Below are 17,376 nucleotides of genomic sequence, written 5' to 3'. Positions count from 1 at the left end.
GCAAAAAGCCCAACAAAGCGCGGTTCCCAGGCGCTGTGTTGGGCTTGTTTCTATCCCAATATCAGAGTTAACCGCCACAGTTCAGCGTTACTGCTCAGTTGACCTAACCAATGCTCTCGGACAATCATTCCAAAACAAACCACTTCAATTGCAGTGCCATTATTTTGTGTTTTTCTTCGCTAAACCAAGGGGATACAATTGCTGCTTAAACATGCCAACAGGCATGTAATCGCCCACGACACCATATTGCTCTGGCCACTCTTTCTGACCTCGAACTGCAGTCCCAAATAGGTAATCTAAAAAAGAAAAATGGGCAGCATAGTTACGGTCGATTGCCGCCTTATCAGAAGCATGGTGCCAATGGTGGAATTGCGGACTGACAATTAAGTAACGTAGCCAGCCAAAGTTAACCTGCACATTGGCATGGTTAAAGACCGCCTGCACGCCAACGATAATCACATAAATACTGATGATGTCTTTGGAGAATCCCAAGATAAAAATCGGCGTGAGCACTAAACAACGGGTAGCAATCAACTCAAACATATGTTGCCTTGAACCAGCCAACCAATCTAAATGTTTCGCGCTATGGTGCACCGAATGGAAGCGCCACAGGAAAGGAATTTCATGATAGGCACGGTGCGCCGCATATTGCATTAAATCAGCGACCAATAAAATCAACAACAGTTGCAACACAAAGGGAAGACCCGCGATAAAGCTTTGCACTGTGCTGGAAATAGCCCAAGAAAAGGTCGACTGCACAAATTGGTTTGCCACCAATAATACAAATCCAATCGCTAAGTGATTCACCAAAAAATGGTTTAAATCCCCTTGCCACTCGGGTCTCAATATTGCTTGTTCTGGTTTATGGGGTAGCCATTTTTCGATAAAAATGAAAATTAAGGTTGAGCCTAATAAGTCTAAAATAAACCAATCTAAACCCAGTGAGACCTTATGATTAGCAAAAGGCTCGACCTCAACTTGATGACCACCAAAAGCAATCGCTAAGCTCACAAATACCCAAGCCACAAAGCCGAAACGCTTATTTTTATTTCGAATAAAATTCAATAAACCTAAACTGCCCGACACCACTAAGGCGACAAATATTAAGCTGCGAATAACATCGACATTATAGCTTTGGCGTAATTCAGGAGTGGTGAGATATTCGGGAAAATGAAACGCCAATACACCCAGAAACGATAATATCGCTAACATACACGCTATAGTACCGCTAATACTGCCTTCACCAATTTGGAAATGACCGTCTTTAAATCCTTTATTCATCACAGTGAACTCCTTTTCCTATATTGCTCGCGTTATTCATACCACAGCTTATTCACACCACAGCAATGCTCGGCTTAATTTTTGCCGATCAGCCTACATTAACCCCGCAGCCACAATCAATAAAAAGTGAATGCTAAGACAATAATGCTCAATCTACTAAGCCCACTAATACGAGCACACAAAAAACAGCCAAAAAAAGCGCTACCTAAGTAGCGCTATTTATTAGAGCCGTTCACTCACCTTAGCGGTTAGATCTTAATCAAGTTATAACCAAAGCTAGTAGAAGGATCTTTATTCAGCACCATAGTCACATTGTCTTCATTGCTGAAATCCATTAAATCGGATGCATAGACAACGGTTTTAGTACCGTTTTCCACAGCGATAACTTTAATAGAATATTCGCCAGCTGGCACAGTCACTGACTGAGGGCTCGCAGGATTGACCGCGGTGATCTTATTTACAGCCGTTTCAATCGTGTCATTTGCCTTTAAGAAATACACGGTTAGATTGCTTTTATCGGCAAAACTCACAATGTCGAACTTAAAGCTATAGGGACTTGGCGTCTGAGTTTGCTTCATCTCCATCGCCTTTACTTGGCTGCCCTGCTCGGTCGTTTGCTCATAGATGAAGATGGTTTTAATGTCATCTTGGTTAAGGGTGATCAACACGTTATCGAGCAATTTATTTTGCGTACCGTGGTCGAACACACTCACACCAAAATCATTAAACTCAGCACCTTGATAGCTAGTCACCCCAAAAGATGGCACTTCGCTAAACAGAGTATCTTGCTTACTGCTAGCCACTTTCACATCGATAATGTGCGAACCTAAACCGTTAAAGACGCGATAATCGACACTCGCTTCTAATGCCACATGGTTGCGAACATTGGTGGTTGAATCGACACTGTCCAAGGTGATTTTTGAATCCGAAGCACCAAAACCTTCACGGATGATCAGCTTATAAGGCACCTTAGAACTGAATTTAATGTTCGCCGTTGTATAAGAAACATTGGTTGTTCCCGCTGGTGCGAGGTAAACCTTATATTCCCCCGTATCCATCACTTGCGGCTGCGACACTTCACCATAAGCCACACTGCCTAACATCACGGCATCGGCAAAGGTTTGGGTCGACTTAGAAACATAAGCGTCAAAGGCTTGGGCATGAACTGCAGTATTGGCAATCAAAAGCTGCATTTTACTGTTTTCAGCCACTTCGTTGAGCTTATCGAGTTCAGTGCGAGAATAGTTGATATTAAGTAATTTAGGTTCGGTAAAATCACCATGTAATACAAAGAAATGGTCCGTTGCAACTTTCAAATCGATATTTTCTTTATAAATAGAGATATCTTTATCAGAGGCATCCTTAGCCATCACTTCAATCGCAGTCACGCCAGCCGTCGACGTAAATCGCGGCATAGTGTCCCCATAGATCACACTTTCATAGGTTTTATCGGCAACTTTGAGTGCAGTAGCAGTGCTTCCAGCTGAAGCATTATAGAATTGCACATAGGTGGCATTTTGATCTGTGCCCTCTTCATTATTATCATCTGAGCCACATGCCGTTACCGCTAAACAGGCAACAGCCACCGCAGCGAATCCCTTTAGCTTACTTTTTATCATTGTTTCCCTCATTAGCAGACAAAAATTCAGTTCAATCTACGCAGTTATACAATGACAACAATGGCAATTTCCACTAAAAACAAAAACAAATATTTTACAAACTCAAACACTTAACAAACATTTCAATAACACGCCAAAAAGTGATACAAACCACACTTTTCAGGCCCTTAATTGATACAAATGCGGCTGCTGATACTTTTGCTCGACTCTCAAAAATTCTGCTCCAGTGGAAAATGACTGTTCTATCGAACACCTCTCTTTTAGGCTTAAAGCGACTATGGATAAACTATCTTCAGACGGTACAAACCTTGTTCGACTAATGCGATTAGGTTACTCTCGCATCGCCAATTAAGCCTTTGGGATGGATAGGATTTGCAAGGGATTCTCAACTACTACAAACAATGTTTTCAACACGATAGTGCTGAAATCAATCTCTGGTCTAGCCACAAGCTTGCCGAGCAAGATCAGCTATTACTCCAACATGAAGACGAGTTAAGCAGTGGCTTCCTACCCCGCTTGCCAGTGCCATTTGCTCCCGCCAGTGCATTACTAGCACGTAGCGCTTTGTATTTACGTGAAAAGGTATTATTGCACTGCTGTCTGTTTTTCTGCGGCACAGTCGACCTTAATGGCGAAAAACGTAAAGTCGTGACACCACTCCTTTATCGCGAATGCCAATTACAGGCTGACGGCGATAATCTCTACCTAGAGAGCAATAACACTCTAGCTGGCAGCGGACCATTCACTATCAATGAAGCTCTATTAGAAAAATTAGTCGTTGAAGGACATAGCCTAAGCCAAGAGTTACGCGATAATCCAACGGATGTCAGTGGCTGGATAGCTTGGCTGCGGGCGGGCCAAGCCGATGTTGATACCAGTCACTTATTGCATTTTCCCAAGCTGATCGATGAGGCTGAATTCACTAGCTTATGCCGTAAACGTGGGCAGTTTATGGTTAGTCGAAGCCAAATCATTTTGGCAGAACGTTCGATCGCGAGTCGGGGCATTTTGCACGAACTAGACAAACTAATGACAGCGGCTGAACCATCAGCACCGCTTAAAGCGCTATTCGCAGGAACACAACAAACAACATCAATCAGCGCCAGTGAAGACACGCAAGAGGCTTATCTTCCTGGGCTGTTAAGCCGCGCGCAAATTCAGGCCTTAAAGATTGCAGCCAATCATACTTTGGGGCAGATCTCAGGCCCACCGGGAACAGGTAAGAGTTACACCATAGCCACAGTGGCGGCGGAGCAGGTATTAAGGGGCAAATCTGTCCTCATCGTCGCCCACACCGATGTTGCTGTTGATGTGATTGCCGATAAATTGCAACAACAATTTCAGCTAGGGAGCAGCCTTATTCGAGCAGGCTCGCCGCAGTTTATAAAAGTCCTTAAAAACCAGATTGATGAAATGCTCCATGGTCAGCACCCTGCATCAAATGAAGCCATCTCGGATAGGTTGCTACTCAATGCAAAACAACAACTTAATACCGTGACTCGTCAGCAAGTCAAAATGGAAGCGGGCTTTATACGTCATTGCCGCCATGCCATACGTCGCGGCCAAAAACTGGCGACCTTACAACAAGGACAATCCCGTTGGCGCTTAGGATTTTACAACTGGGCTTACCGTGCAGGTATCAAAAGGTTTGCCCAGCAATGGCATGAACTCGATAAATTAACGGCCCTCATCGCCCAAAAAGAAGACTTAAGCCTCAAATACTTACAATTGGCTACTCACTATCGATTAAACCAATTACTCAAAAATAAGCGCAGTACGCTGGTGAGTTTTGCCAGTGCGTTACGCGCTCGCCAGTCCGCTAAGCAACTCGACGGTTTCTACAAGACGGATTTTGATGCCTTAAAACAAACCTTTCCCATTTGGTTATCTAGTCTTGCCAGCTTACATAAAGTGCTGCCCATGGAGCAGCAAATGTTTGATTTAGTGATTATTGATGAAGCCACCCAAGCCAATATTGCCGCATGTTTACCGGCCTTGCAGCGAGCAAAAGCGGCACTGGTGGTGGGAGATAGCAAACAACTGCGCCATTTCTCGTTTTTATCCCGCGCAAAACAAACTCAAATCCAGACCCAACTCGGACTCGCCCCAGATTGTCGCGGCCTAATGAGCTACCGTGATGCCAGTATGCTCGACTTAGCGTCACTGTCCCTTGCGAGCCAATCCCAAGTGGTATTTTTAAATGAGCATTTTCGGAGTAAACCTGAGCTGATCCAATTTAGTAATCAGCAGTTTTATCAAGGTATGCTGAAGATTATGCAGCACAGACCCTGCACAAGTTCAGGGCACTTACACAGAGTCCAGGTTACTGGCAACCGTGATAGTAAGGGAATTAACGCCATAGAAGCGGAGGCATTAATTCAAAAGTTAGCTCAACTGATTGATGAACAAGAGAATGCATTAGTGCCTTCCAGCATTGGTGTACTCTCCTGTTTTCGCAATCAGACGGAGTATTTATCCCAGCAAATCCTCGCGCGCTTTAGCGCACAACAACTCGAGCGTCACCAATTACGGATTGCCACGCCCTTTGGTTTTCAAGGGGAAGAGCGCGATATTATGCTGCTGTCGTTTAGCATTACGGCCAACGACAGCCGCGCCGCCGTGTATTTAAATCGCGAAGATATGTTCAATGTCGCCATCACCCGCGCTAAACAGATGCAGTGGCTATTTTTATCGGTACAAGCGCATGAACTCCCCAACAATAATTTACTGGCAACTTACTTAGCATCGGCGGGCCAATTTCAAGCGGCACACAATTATGTCGATGCCCTCGATAGCTTCGGTCAGTCAGTGGCACTCGCGATTGAAGAAAAAGGAGTTACTGTCTGGCGCGCCTACCATATGGCGGGGCTAGAACTGGATATTCTGTGCCGCTATGGTAACCAATATTTAGCAATAGATTTAATCGGTTACCCAGGGCCTTGGGCGGACTTTTTCGATATTGAACTGTATAAACTCTTACAGCGCGCGGGCATTAAACTGATCCCCGTCAGCTATGGGCTATGGTGCCAACAGCGAGAACTTTGTATCCAACATATTTGTCAGCAATTGGGAATAACGCCCGCAGCACGCGCGGCTCTTTAGTGAAGGTGAAGCCGCAACGGAAAAGCCGTTGCTGTGCCTGCGATTGTTATGCATTTAGTAGCTCAGCCTCAAACCAGATATCTTCGTAGTTATTGTCATCAATTAGAAAACGGTAACCAGGAGGCAGATCGAGATACTTTTTTACCTCAGGCAAGTATTCTTGGATGTGCTCGACGTGAAGTGGTGAGAAGAACTCATCCTCTTGTGACATGGATTCCCCACACCAGATATACCAACCGTTCGTTCCATTTTTGGGCATATGCCGGAGCCCATTAATTAGTCCGCAGCCCAATGTACCAAGCGCGATACCCAATTTTGTTCCTGCCTCTGGCTTTTGCGGCTCAACACCCGCCCATTCACAGATTGTTTGTTTGCGCTGTATTATCATAATGTTCCGGATGCATAAAGTTTGAGCTCGCGCCGCGGCCAGTCAGGGCCGTCGCGCCTACAGCGAATAGTTAGCCGCCGACGCGCGTTGTGTGAACTCTGTGATCGCCACATTCATCTCGGTGTAGAGACTTATCTCTACAACCGCAATTCCTGCCTTCTTAAGCCTAGCAACCAATATCTCTATGGCTGAGCGAAGTGAAGACCCAAGATATAGCCGGAGATCTTCCTCACGCGCCAAACGCCAAACTGACTCTGGAATTTGGATGTCAGCAGTAAGGTATCGACTTTTCTTGGCAAAGCGTACCCGATGAACCCCCTCAAGACCATATTTGGCAAATTCTCCATCTACCCTCAGCACCAACGCGTACTGATCTACCGAATCGCAATGCGTAGAGGTGACATGCTTTTCTAACGTGTGGAAGAGCTCCACTTTCAGACAGGATATGCCGCCATCTTCTGGGCCACCACATTCACAACCGATTGAGATTGGACTTTGCACACCCTTTCCTTAGCGGCTAACGTCTTAATATTTATGTACAGCTCGTTTATCTTATTGGACCAGCAAAAACGAGCATAGTTAATTACTTGTAATAAAAGAAACTTATCAGCTTTTTATCAAATACACCATGCGGGAAATCACGCAAGATTGAATACTAGGGTATAACGACCGGTTCTAGCCACTCGTATGAGTAACTGAAAGCAGAGCATGGATAAGTAGTTGTATGGCAATGATGGTTAACAGCCTTAATCATTCTGTTGATAAATCGCTTTTATCTTGCTTCGCAACCAAGTGATTTTGGGGTTGTGGCTGTTTCTCTTATGCCAAATCAAGGTAAAAGGAATGGCGAGTTTATCAAGATATTCGTCGCTTAACGGGATGGGGCGAGTGACTAAGTCAGGGTGTAATTGGCGGGCATATTGCTCACAATATTGCGGCGCTATTGCCATCATGCTGTGGTGAGGCTCTGCCGCGACAAACAGTGACTGCTCAAAACTGGCCAAGGTCAGCACAATATTGCGGCTTAACCCAAGCTCAATAAGCACATCATCTAAGGCCCAAGTTTCGCTCTTTTCCCACAAGATATTGATATGCGAATATTTAAGAAAGGTGTCTATATTCCACTCTTCCTGCAAGGCGGGATGATCGCGGCGTAAATATACCTGAGGAAGATCGGTAAATAAAACCTCAAAATCGATAAAATAGGGTAATAAATCAAGGGATTCCTTGGAACGTGGATGACTTTCTCGGCCGGTAAACCCCATATCCGCTTCACCACGCACAATCGCTTCGAGTGAATCGTAATCCCAATTTCGTACCTTCACCTTTGCATCAGGGTATTGAGAATAAATGGCCTGAGTCAGCTCATTAAGCATGATAAGCAACAAAGGCGACTCAAGCATCAACTCGAAGGTGAGCCCTTTGGTCATCTCGTCACCGCGCTTAGCCATCAGTTGCTTACCCATTTGCAACCATTCGGATAACTCCTGCTCCATACCGTGAGCCAATGGCGTTAACTGAAATCCCTGCGGCGTTTTGACAAATAAGGGATCGTCAAACCAATCCCGTAATTTGGCCAGCGACTTACTCACAGTGGATGGCGTGACATTGAGCTTTTTGGCAGCCTTAGAGACACTCCGCTCCTGTAATAAAAGCTGCAAAATAAACAATAAGTTAAGATCAAGCCGACTCAGGGATTTGGTCATTAATTACAATTTCCGGCAATTTAGGAACCGCTAAGATCAGTGTAATGCTCACCAGCGCACCGACAGCGAGGATCACTAATAATATATTAATCGCACTCACTTCGAGCAGACCCATCACCCAAATATACAAGGCTGAAGTACACACTTGGGCAATTCCCAGTAATGAGCTGGCAACTCCAGCCCGAGTAACAAATGGACTCAGCGCCTGACTCATGGTGACCCCAAATCCAATCGCAAAACCGGAACACACAAAACCAAAACTGAGCAGATTGAATAACTGACCCAGCCAGCCCAATTGGGTCAAGATCAACACCAGTGCTGCGGCGGCAAATAATGTCTGAGAGAACAAAATTAATGATTTTTCTTTAAACAGGTTAAGTAAAAAGGGCGTCGAAAATGAGGCTAACATACTCACAAATGCTGTCATAGCCATAGTGTTGGAATATTGCCCACGGTCAAACCCCATCTGCCCCATGATCAACATGGGAGAGACATTTACATAGCTTAAAATCGTTGTCACACCTAAAGTCGTTATCACCACGCGACTGAGAAAAAACCGCTGTTTAAAGGATTCTTTATATCCACCCGACTCAACTGTGGTGTGAAATTGCGGTTTAGGATAGGTTTCGCGCAATACAAAAATACACAGGGTTAATACCATTAATCCCATCCCCGCCATAGTGTTAAATAGGCTAGGCCATGGGAATTTAAGCATAATTAAATGGCCTATCACAGGTGCTATCACTGGGATAATGCAAGTCACGCCATTGACCATAGAGAGCACTTTTGCTCGGCGCTTATCGTCTAATACATCACGCAAAATCGCAAAAGCCACAACATAGCAAGAACCCGCACCAATGCCTTGTGCAAAGCGTGCCATTAAAAAGAGATCACTGGTTTGCGCACTACCGGCAAAGTAAGAGGCAATAGCAAACAGCAATGCGCCAAACAAGGTAATGGGTTTACGCCCAATCCTATCGGCTAAGCTCCCCGCAAACAGCATAGTGGTTGCCATTCCCGCAAGATACACAGAAAAAGCAATATGCAGCTGCGCCTCACTCGCCCCTAAATCCTGCGCAATTTGCGGCAAACCGACCAAGTACATATCTATCCCTGTCGGGTACAAAAGCACTAGACAAAAACTGCACAATAGATATCGAAACATATAACTCACCCCGTTAGCCATCTCACACATAAGTTGCGCCTAGCCTAGTTTCACTCGCGCAGATCTGTGAGTGGTATTTTCGACAACAGGTATTTCCATTGACGACCTATGGGTGGGCATAACACCACGAACGTGAAAGAAAAGTTGGTAAAAGAAGATAGAGGAGGAAAGGGGTAGAAAAATATCCCCAGCGGTTTACGACCACAGGGGATATGTCGGTGAATGATCAGTCTACTATTCTATGAGCCCAGCACTCATTGCTGAGGTTCTGGCGGTGCAGGAAGGACTTGGATCATTAAACTGCTATCGTCTTGCAGATATTGCTGCGCCAATTTATTAAGTTCTGCAACTGTCATCTGCTGCGCTAACGCTTGCCTTTGTTTAAAGGCAGCAAAACGACCGGGATGACTCTGGGCGGTTGAGGTGAGATCTAACCAAAAACCATTGGTTTGCGGCGCCGCTTGCATCCACTCAAGCACTGGTTGGCGGGCTCGATTAAGTAAGTCCTCACTGATCCCCTGCGGCTGTTTAACTTGCTTAACTGCGGCGGTGAAATACTCGGCAACCGTTGGCAACATGGCTTGAGTCGTCACGCTAAACAAACCTAAGTAACCATAACCGCTGGCATTGAAATCGTTATAAGAAAAGGCCGATGGCGAATAACTCGCGCCCGCCTTCTCCCTCACGTTTTCCGTTAATAGAATGCTTAGCACTTGCTCCAGCAGACCCAATCCCGCGTGTTGACTCAAGTGAGTCATGTCCGTTGTAGGCCACACCATGGCAAGTGCCGCCATATCCAGTTGACCATAATGCGTTAATGTTTTCTGAACGGGCACTTTCGGAAACACAGGTACTATCGACTGAGCATTAGCAATAGGGCTACGCTTAATAGCGCCAAGCGTTTCAGCCACAGCAGCAATGGCACTCGCTTCGTCAAAATCGCCCACAATAGCGAGTTCAATCGCCCCTTGTTCGACGGCCGAATGGAAACTAGGCGCTAATTCGCCAAAGTGACGTTTGAGAATTTCTTCAGGCTCACCATAACCATAGCGTTTATCGCCATTATGGGAGATACGGGCAAACTGATTAGAAAACTCAGATTGTGGGTTGCTATGAATACTTTGTTGCTCGGCAATCACTTGTTCACGAAACAATTGCTCAGCCTGCTTATCCATACCCGGCTCAATTAAATAAGCCGTCATTAAGCCAAGCTGCGTGCGTAGCTCTGCGGCATTAGTGCTAATCTCGCCGCCAAAACTTTGTTCACGCAGGCCTAAGTTGATGGAAATATCTTGCCCAGCAAAAATATCCTGCAGACTGTCATAATCATGGGCCTTGAGCCCACCCTGCACAAACGCACTGTTAAACAGATAAGACAAACCATCCAACTCAGGGAATGGCACTTCACCAAAGCCAATGTTTAGGCTGACCAATGTGGTGCCTTTATTAAAGTTGGTAGGCTTAAGATTAAGGCGCACGCCATTGGCAAATTGCAGTTGGCGAATCCCCGTTTCCTTATCGCGACTGTCAGCCACTAACTTGCCTTGCTCGCCAAACTGAGTATAAGCAAACTCATCAATCGCCTTGATTGCTGGTGCGCTCACCGCTTGTTTACGGCTTTTCTCGTAGCTGGCGATAAGCTGTTTTTCAGCATTTTCAATGGGCTTATTGCTCGTCAGATACAAATACGGCGTAGCGTTCCATGTTTGATTAAACACTTGGCTTAGCTTTTGCGGTGTCACTGTTGGCATTATTTTTTCAAAAAATGCGAGCTGCCAATCGGGTTCGACAGGGACGCGATTGCCCGCCACCGAATACACTAGACTCTCGGCAATATTCACACTGTGAATGGTACTGCTACCCGCGACACTTAGCTGATATCCCTTATGCATACGTTTGATTTGCTGGTCAATTTCCTGCTGGCTAAAACCAAACTCTTTTGCTTGACGCAGGGTTTTCTCCAAGAGTGCTATTCCCTCTTGCCAGTTATTTTCCTGCGTACCTAGGCTCATCTGTGTGCCATAGGCAATATCAAACTGCGGTCCAACCTGCAGGTTTACACCATATAAACCTTGGCTATGCAGTAATTGCGACTCCATACGGCGATACAAGATGCCGTGGGCAAGCTCGAGCAACATTTCCTGCTCCCGCACAGCAGGGCTATCGGTAATCGCTGAGATGGGTTTTAGCATGCCAAGGGAAACTGACGTTGACAGACTTGGATCAAAAAATGCCGCCGCATCGACACTTTGGCGCTCTGCGACAGTACCAATAGCTTGTTCCTTGGTTTTAGCGGCCAAAGGCGCGGCCTTCCAACTGGCAAACTGTTGTTTTATCTTTTGTTCTACCGCGGCGACCTCGATATCACCCACCACAATTAAAGTAGTACGTGAGGGCGTATAAAAACGCTGATATAAAGACAGCAACGCCTCGCGATTGGCATTACTGATACTGTTCGCCTCCCCCACAGGGAAGCGCTTTGACAGCAATGTGTTTGGCATTAAAAACTGTAATTGGTTACGGTAATTCTCAAGATCCGCACCGCTACGTTCACGCAGCTCAGACAACACCACCGCTTTTTCACGTTCAATTAGCGCTGGATCGAGTAATAAATTACTGCCAATTTCTCGCATTAAAAACAAAGCAGTATCGATTTTATCTTGGCTATTACTTGGCAAGTTGAATTGATAGACCGTCTGCTGAAACTCAGTCACAGCATTGGTATCGGCGCCAAAACTCAGGCCAAGGCGCTGCAATGTAGGCATCATCTCCCCCGCCGCCAATCCGGTCGACCCATTAAAGGCCATATGCTCAAGAAAGTGCACTAATCCTTGCTCGGCATCAGACTCGACCAAAGAGCCTACATCCACCCGCATCCGCACTATGACCGCCTGCTCCGGCGTTTTATTGCTCACCAATAAATAACGCATACCATTGGCAAGTTCACCGGTATGGACCCGCTCACTCATAGGCAAGCCTGTCGTTCCCATCCACAGCAGATCTTCGCTCGCCTGCAGTGGCAACGTCATACTCAAAAGCGCCAGCAGTAACCACTGACGTACAAAACTAATTACCTTGAAATTGTTCATTAAAATTCGCACTTTGCCCCCAAAATCAAACAAGAAACCTAGGAAGCGCTCACCTATGTTTCAGATAAAATAAGCTTTCACTATAGTACCTAAAGCACTTTAAGTCACAAAATCAATACCTTATGCCGTACTAAAAATAGTTTATCGCCTTGATATATAGTCAGAATATGCCGAAAAATAATGAGCGTGGAAGGAAGCTGAAACAGCTGTAGATTTAATGGTTACTGTGGAATGGTATACATATATTAGCGAGATATTGAGTGTTTAATTGGCGAAGCCTTTCTTACAATCTAATTGCAGAGCAATATCTTGATTGAAAATCTGAGTTGAACCCTCACAATTTTGGCTTTAAAAATCACAACACTGTTTAGATATTTCGGCTCATGGCCTCGTGAAAAAACAACTTCACAGGTAAGCCATTAATGCAAAATGCAAAAGCCCTACGAATATTCGCAGGGCTTTTGTTTTATCACGCAGCTGAATCTTAAAACTGTTGAAACCAACGTTGGATCTGCTGTGGATCTTTGCTTTGCGTTAACGACAGCATCAGTAAAATGCGGGCTTTTTGCGGGTTAAGGTTACCTGCTGCGATAAAGCCATATTTAGCATCATCTATCTCGGCATCAAGCGTGGTTGCGCCTGTGGGCACTCGGCTAGAGCGAACGACTAAGGTGCCTTTTTGACTCGCCTTAGCTAAGGTATCAAATATTGAGTGGTAAATATTACCATTACCTACACCAGCGCTGACTATGCCATCAAAACCCGCTTCAACCATAGCTTTGACAGGTAAATCGCTGGCATTGGCGTAGTTATACACTATGCCTACCTGCGGTAACTTGTCGAGTTTGCTGACATCAAAAGGCGTTTGCGTAGTATGTTGACGCTCAGTATTACCCATGTACTCAATCTTGCTGTTATGGATAACGCCCAGTGGACCAAAGTTAGGCGCGGCAAAGGTATGCACACCTGTAGTGTTAGTCTTAGTCACATCGCGGGCATTCAATACGGTATCGTTCATCACCACCAACACGCCTCGACCTTTAGATTCGAGGTTAGCGGCGGTCGCGACTGCGTTATACAAATTCATCGGGCCATCGGCACTCATGGCAGTTGATGGACGCATTGCCCCAACCAGTACTACAGGCTTATCGCTCTTGATGGTGAGATTTAAAAAATACGCCGTTTCCTCTAAGGTATCAGTACCATGGGTGATGACGATACCGTCGACATCTTTATCAGCCAATAGCAGATTGATGCGCTTGGCTAAGGCTAGCCAAACTTTATCGTTCATATCCTGCGAACCGATTTTAACCAGTTGCTCACCTTGAATATCGGCAAGTTGTTTCATTTCAGGCACGGCCGCAATTAAGCTACTAATGCCCACTTCACCAGCCTGATAGTTAGACTCAGTAGCCGATTGTCCGACTCCCGCAATAGTGCCGCCCGTGGCAATAATACGTACCTGTGGAAGCGCCTGCGCCGCGGAGGAGAGAAATAACCCTAAAGTGACCGAGAGCAAAAGCTTACGCATTGGAAAATTCATGCTTACATCCTTTGATTAATAATAAACGCCCACAGTGTGCACTATTGTCTAAGCCTCACTGTGATAGCTCTCACTAAAATGAAATAACAGATTTAGCGTTATCTAATTGATTATTTAAACTTTAAGGAAAACACCATGCATTTATTATTGAGTAGATTTAACTAATCAATGATTATTCGCTATTGACGCAGTGACAATTAAATATCGTATGGTTTATTTAATTTTAAAAACACTTGAATAAATATGTCGCCGATTGGTTAACGAATAACAAATCTATAGCTAATTTGCATCAAAAAGTAATGGCTCACACTAGTGATCCGAGTTGAGAGACTTATCTAAGAAAAAAAAGAAATACACTATTTCATACAGTTAAGTGATCACCATCCTAATCCTGTTATTGCCAAAGCGTTAAGATCTACTTCGATAGTCAAGGAGACGATTCTCCTTCATGTTTTCGATGAGTTATTCTTGATGTGTTACGTATACTTATTGTACACATCCACAACTCAATACTCGGAGATATATCTTACTATTAATTGGATTTAATAGGATCGAAATGAAAGATACTAATAGCGTACGGATCGAAGAAGATTTATTGGGCACGAAAGAAGTTTCCAATGAATTTTATTATGGCATACATACATTACGTGCCATCGAAAACTTTAAGCTGAGTAATCAAAAAATTTCCGATGTACCTGAATTAGTCCGTGGCATGATGCTAACAAAAAAAGCCGCTGCCATGGCTAACAGTGAATTAGGCGCTGTAAGTCCTGAAATCGCTGACAAAATTATTGAAGCGTGCGATCTAATACTCACAACGGGTCGATTTGTTGATCAATTTCCGGTCGATGTTTATCAAGGAGGCGCAGGCACTTCAGTCAACATGAATACCAATGAGGTATTAGCCAACGTTGCACTGGAAATCATGGGGCTAGAAAAAGGCCGTTACGATGTCATCAACCCTAATGACCATGTTAATAAATGCCAATCAACCAACGATGCCTATCCAACAGGTTTCCGTATTGCGGTCATCAACAGTACCGATATTCTGTTAGATGCATTAACCGACCTTATCAGCGCTTTCGACACTAAAGCCACAGAGTTTAAAACCATCTTAAAAATGGGCCGCACTCAATTGCAAGATGCCGTGCCTATGACCTTAGGCCAAGAGTTTCATGCCTTTGCTGTTACATTGCGAGAAGAAATTAAGTCCATCAAGCGTTGCCAAGAGCTGTTGTTAGAAGTGAACTTAGGCGCAACCGCCATTGGTACAGGGCTCAATACGCCTGTCGGTTATTCTGCATTAGCCATTAAGTATCTGGCAGACATTACTGGCCGCGCCTATGTGCCAGCGGAAGATTTAATCGAAGCGACATCCGATTGTGGTGCCTACGTTATGCTGCACAGTGCAATTAAGCGTATGGCGATTAAAATGTCCAAGATTTGTAACGACCTACGCTTACTTTCATCGGGTCCACGTACAGGTCTGAAGGAGATTAATCTTCCTGAGCTGCAAGCGGGTTCCTCCATCATGCCAGCCAAGGTTAACCCTGTGATCCCTGAGGTCGTCAATCAGGTTGCCTTTAAGATTGTCGGCAACGATATCACTATCACTATGGCCGCCGAAGCTGGCCAATTACAGCTTAACGTAATGGAACCTGTGATTGGACAGGCGATGTTTGAGTCGCTCAGTTTGATGGGCAATGCCTGTATCTCTCTGCGTGAAAAATGCGTTGAAGGTATCACAGCAAATCCAGAGATCTGCATGGCCCATGTGATGAACTCTATCGGGATCGTGACCTACCTTAACCCAATCATCGGCCACCATGAAGGTGACATCATAGGCAAGATTTGCGCCCAAACGGGTAAAAATGTCCGTGAAGTGGTACTCGAACGCGGTTTGTTAACGGTTGAAGAACTCGATGACATTCTCTCGGTTGAAAACCTGATGAATCCTAAATATCAGGCTAAACGCAACACCAGCAAAGCCAAAGTGTAACTCAGTGGGGATGGGGAGCCTTCCCCAACCCACAACTCGATGATTCAAGAATAAGCCTGCGCAGAGTGAATATGCGCAGGCTATTGAAATTAAAAATAAAATAGAGTTAACACTATGATTATATTAGAGATAATTATCGTCCTCGGGGCTATTTACCTTGGTGCAAGGATGGGTAGCATGGGAGTCGGCTTCGCTGGCGGTGTCGGGGTACTGATACTGACCGCAGGGATGGGACTCAAACCGGGCAATATCCCGATTGACGTGATCCTCATCATTATGTCAGTTATCACCGCGATTGCGGCCATGCAAGTGTCTGGAGGGATGGATTATTTAGTCTCACTGGCAGAAAAATTATTACGTAAGCATCCAAAACAAATCACCTTTCTGGCCCCTGTCGTCACCTATTTCATGACACTTTTTGCGGGTACAGGCCACACAGCATTCTCCACCTTACCTGTTATTGCCGAAGTCGCAAAAGAGCAAGGCATTCGCCCCTCTCGTCCCTTATCTATTGCCGTTGTCGCATCTCAAGTCGCCATTACCGCCTCACCGATTTCAGCGGCTGTCGTGTTCTTCTCAGGCATCTTAGAGCCGTTTGGCGTAGATTATTTAGTACTGTTAGCCGTTTGTATTCCCTCAACTTTCCTCGCCTGCATGGTCGGAGCCGTTGTTGCCAACTTAATGGGTAAAGAACTGGCCGATGATCCTGTCTATCAAGAACGCTTAGCCAAAGGTTTAGTCAAAACACGCGGTAAAACGGAGATCAAAATTAAAGCCGGCGCGAAACGATCTGTGATGATTTTCTTACTGGCGATTGCGGCTGTCATGGCGTATGCCACTGCGATATCTGACAAAGTCGGTTTGATTATTGACCCTGTATTGCCACGCGACGCCGCCATTATGGTGCTAATGCTCACGGCAGCTGCCGCTATTACGATTTTCTGTAAGTTAGACGCAAGCGAAATCTCTAATGCGGCCACCTTCAAGTCAGGCATGTCAGCCTGTGTTTGTGTGTTAGGTGTGGCTTGGTTAGGCGATACCTTAGTGTCGAATCATATCGAGGAAATCAAAGATCTTGCCGGCACCTTACTGCAAAGTCAGCCTTGGTTATTATCGGTAACCTTATTCTTTGCCTCTATGCTGCTCTACTCCCAAGGCGCGACAACGAAGGCGCTGATGCCCGCAGCCTTGGCGATTGGTGTAAGTCCATTGACAGCCGTAGCCTCTTTCGCCGCCGTCAGCGCGCTGTTTGTATTACCGACTTACCCCACGCTACTGGCTGCGGTCGAGATGGATGATACTGGCTCGACTCGGATTGGTAAGGCGGTATTTAACCATCCGTTCCTGGTCCCTGGCGTTGTGACGATTGCCACCAGTGTGGCATTGGCCTTCCTGTTTGGCGGCATGATGCTGTAGCTCAATTTTACCCTAAGTGCTCTCAGGGCTAATGCCTACAAATGGATTAACCCTCTTCTTTTAATCTG

At 45.4% G+C, this 17,376-nt stretch carries 11 protein-coding genes; 3 read left to right on the top strand and 8 right to left on the bottom strand.

Going from position 1 to position 17,376, the window contains the following annotated elements; all coding sequences use genetic code 11:
• Nucleotides 1–159 precede the first annotated feature (159 nt).
• Nucleotides 160–1,281 (bottom strand): sterol desaturase family protein, encoded by a 1,122-nt coding sequence (locus L5M29_RS10520; RefSeq protein ID WP_263167747.1) that lies wholly within the window; start codon nucleotides 1,279–1,281, stop codon nucleotides 160–162.
• Between the two features lie 248 nt (nucleotides 1,282–1,529).
• A complete protein-coding gene (locus L5M29_RS10515; RefSeq protein ID WP_168825581.1) occupies nucleotides 1,530–2,900 on the bottom strand; it encodes a DUF4397 domain-containing protein in 1,371 nt (456 codons plus the stop codon).
• Between the two features lie 372 nt (nucleotides 2,901–3,272).
• Between L5M29_RS10515 and L5M29_RS10510 the strand changes: the two genes are divergently transcribed.
• Entirely contained in the window at nucleotides 3,273–6,002 is a 2,730-nt protein-coding gene (locus L5M29_RS10510) for a DEAD/DEAH box helicase (RefSeq protein ID WP_263167745.1), read from the top strand.
• A 46-nt stretch (nucleotides 6,003–6,048) separates the two neighbouring features.
• On the opposite strand, the gene L5M29_RS10505 is transcribed toward L5M29_RS10510, so the two are convergent.
• The 6 genes from L5M29_RS10505 to ansB form a co-directional block, all read right to left on the bottom strand.
• Nucleotides 6,049–6,390 (bottom strand): hypothetical protein, encoded by a 342-nt coding sequence (locus L5M29_RS10505; protein ID WP_240129925.1) that lies wholly within the window; start codon nucleotides 6,388–6,390, stop codon nucleotides 6,049–6,051.
• A 57-nt stretch (nucleotides 6,391–6,447) separates the two neighbouring features.
• Complete coding sequence (locus L5M29_RS10500) at nucleotides 6,448–6,891, bottom strand: hypothetical protein (protein WP_263167744.1); 444 nt, start codon at nucleotides 6,889–6,891, stop codon at nucleotides 6,448–6,450.
• 245 nt (nucleotides 6,892–7,136) lie between these two features.
• Nucleotides 7,137–8,096 (bottom strand): HTH-type transcriptional regulator YidZ, encoded by a 960-nt coding sequence (yidZ, locus tag L5M29_RS10495; protein WP_263167743.1) that lies wholly within the window; start codon nucleotides 8,094–8,096, stop codon nucleotides 7,137–7,139.
• Nucleotides 8,071–9,261, bottom strand: coding sequence for an MFS transporter (locus tag L5M29_RS10490; protein WP_263167741.1), 1,191 nt, complete (start codon nucleotides 9,259–9,261; stop codon nucleotides 8,071–8,073). Before L5M29_RS10490 ends, yidZ begins: the two co-directional genes overlap by 26 nt.
• Before the next feature lie 254 nt (nucleotides 9,262–9,515).
• A complete protein-coding gene (locus L5M29_RS10485) occupies nucleotides 9,516–12,350 on the bottom strand; it encodes a M16 family metallopeptidase (protein WP_263167739.1) in 2,835 nt (944 codons plus the stop codon).
• 484 nt (nucleotides 12,351–12,834) lie between these two features.
• Nucleotides 12,835–13,893 carry an L-asparaginase 2 gene (gene ansB / locus L5M29_RS10480; RefSeq protein WP_105251343.1) on the bottom strand — a complete coding sequence of 353 codons (1,059 nt, stop codon included), beginning with the start codon at nucleotides 13,891–13,893 and terminating at the stop codon, nucleotides 12,835–12,837.
• A gap of 556 nt (nucleotides 13,894–14,449) precedes the next feature.
• On the opposite strand from ansB, the gene aspA reads away from it, so the two are divergent.
• Both aspA and L5M29_RS10470 read left to right on the top strand, forming a co-directional pair.
• A complete protein-coding gene (gene aspA / locus L5M29_RS10475; protein ID WP_131524382.1) occupies nucleotides 14,450–15,892 on the top strand; it encodes an aspartate ammonia-lyase in 1,443 nt (480 codons plus the stop codon).
• A gap of 114 nt (nucleotides 15,893–16,006) precedes the next feature.
• A complete protein-coding gene (locus tag L5M29_RS10470) occupies nucleotides 16,007–17,308 on the top strand; it encodes an anaerobic C4-dicarboxylate transporter (RefSeq protein WP_263167738.1) in 1,302 nt (433 codons plus the stop codon).
• Nucleotides 17,309–17,376: the final 68 nt, after the last annotated feature.

This window comes from Shewanella sp. SM95, from assembly GCF_025653595.1.
In the GTDB taxonomy this organism is placed as follows: Bacteria; Pseudomonadota; Gammaproteobacteria; order Enterobacterales; family Shewanellaceae; genus Shewanella; species Shewanella oncorhynchi.
This window is presented reverse-complemented; position numbering and strand designations above follow the sequence as displayed.

What these genes read in the sequence shown, in the direction of transcription:
- L5M29_RS10520 (WP_263167747.1), bottom strand. Translation starts at nt 1,281, where the DNA reads ATGAATAAAGGATTTAAAGACGGTCATTTCCAAATTGGTGAAGGCAGT.
- L5M29_RS10515 (WP_168825581.1), bottom strand. Translation starts at nt 2,900, where the DNA reads ATGATAAAAAGTAAGCTAAAGGGATTCGCTGCGGTGGCTGTTGCCTGT.
- L5M29_RS10505 (WP_240129925.1), bottom strand. Translation starts at nt 6,390, where the DNA reads ATGATAATACAGCGCAAACAAACAATCTGTGAATGGGCGGGTGTTGAG.
- yidZ (WP_263167743.1), bottom strand. Translation starts at nt 8,096, where the DNA reads ATGACCAAATCCCTGAGTCGGCTTGATCTTAACTTATTGTTTATTTTG.
- L5M29_RS10490 (WP_263167741.1), bottom strand. Translation starts at nt 9,261, where the DNA reads ATGTTTCGATATCTATTGTGCAGTTTTTGTCTAGTGCTTTTGTACCCG.
- L5M29_RS10485 (WP_263167739.1), bottom strand. Translation starts at nt 12,350, where the DNA reads ATGAACAATTTCAAGGTAATTAGTTTTGTACGTCAGTGGTTACTGCTG.
- ansB (WP_105251343.1), bottom strand. Translation starts at nt 13,893, where the DNA reads ATGAATTTTCCAATGCGTAAGCTTTTGCTCTCGGTCACTTTAGGGTTA.
- aspA (WP_131524382.1), top strand. Translation starts at nt 14,450, where the DNA reads ATGAAAGATACTAATAGCGTACGGATCGAAGAAGATTTATTGGGCACG.
- L5M29_RS10470 (WP_263167738.1), top strand. Translation starts at nt 16,007, where the DNA reads ATGATTATATTAGAGATAATTATCGTCCTCGGGGCTATTTACCTTGGT.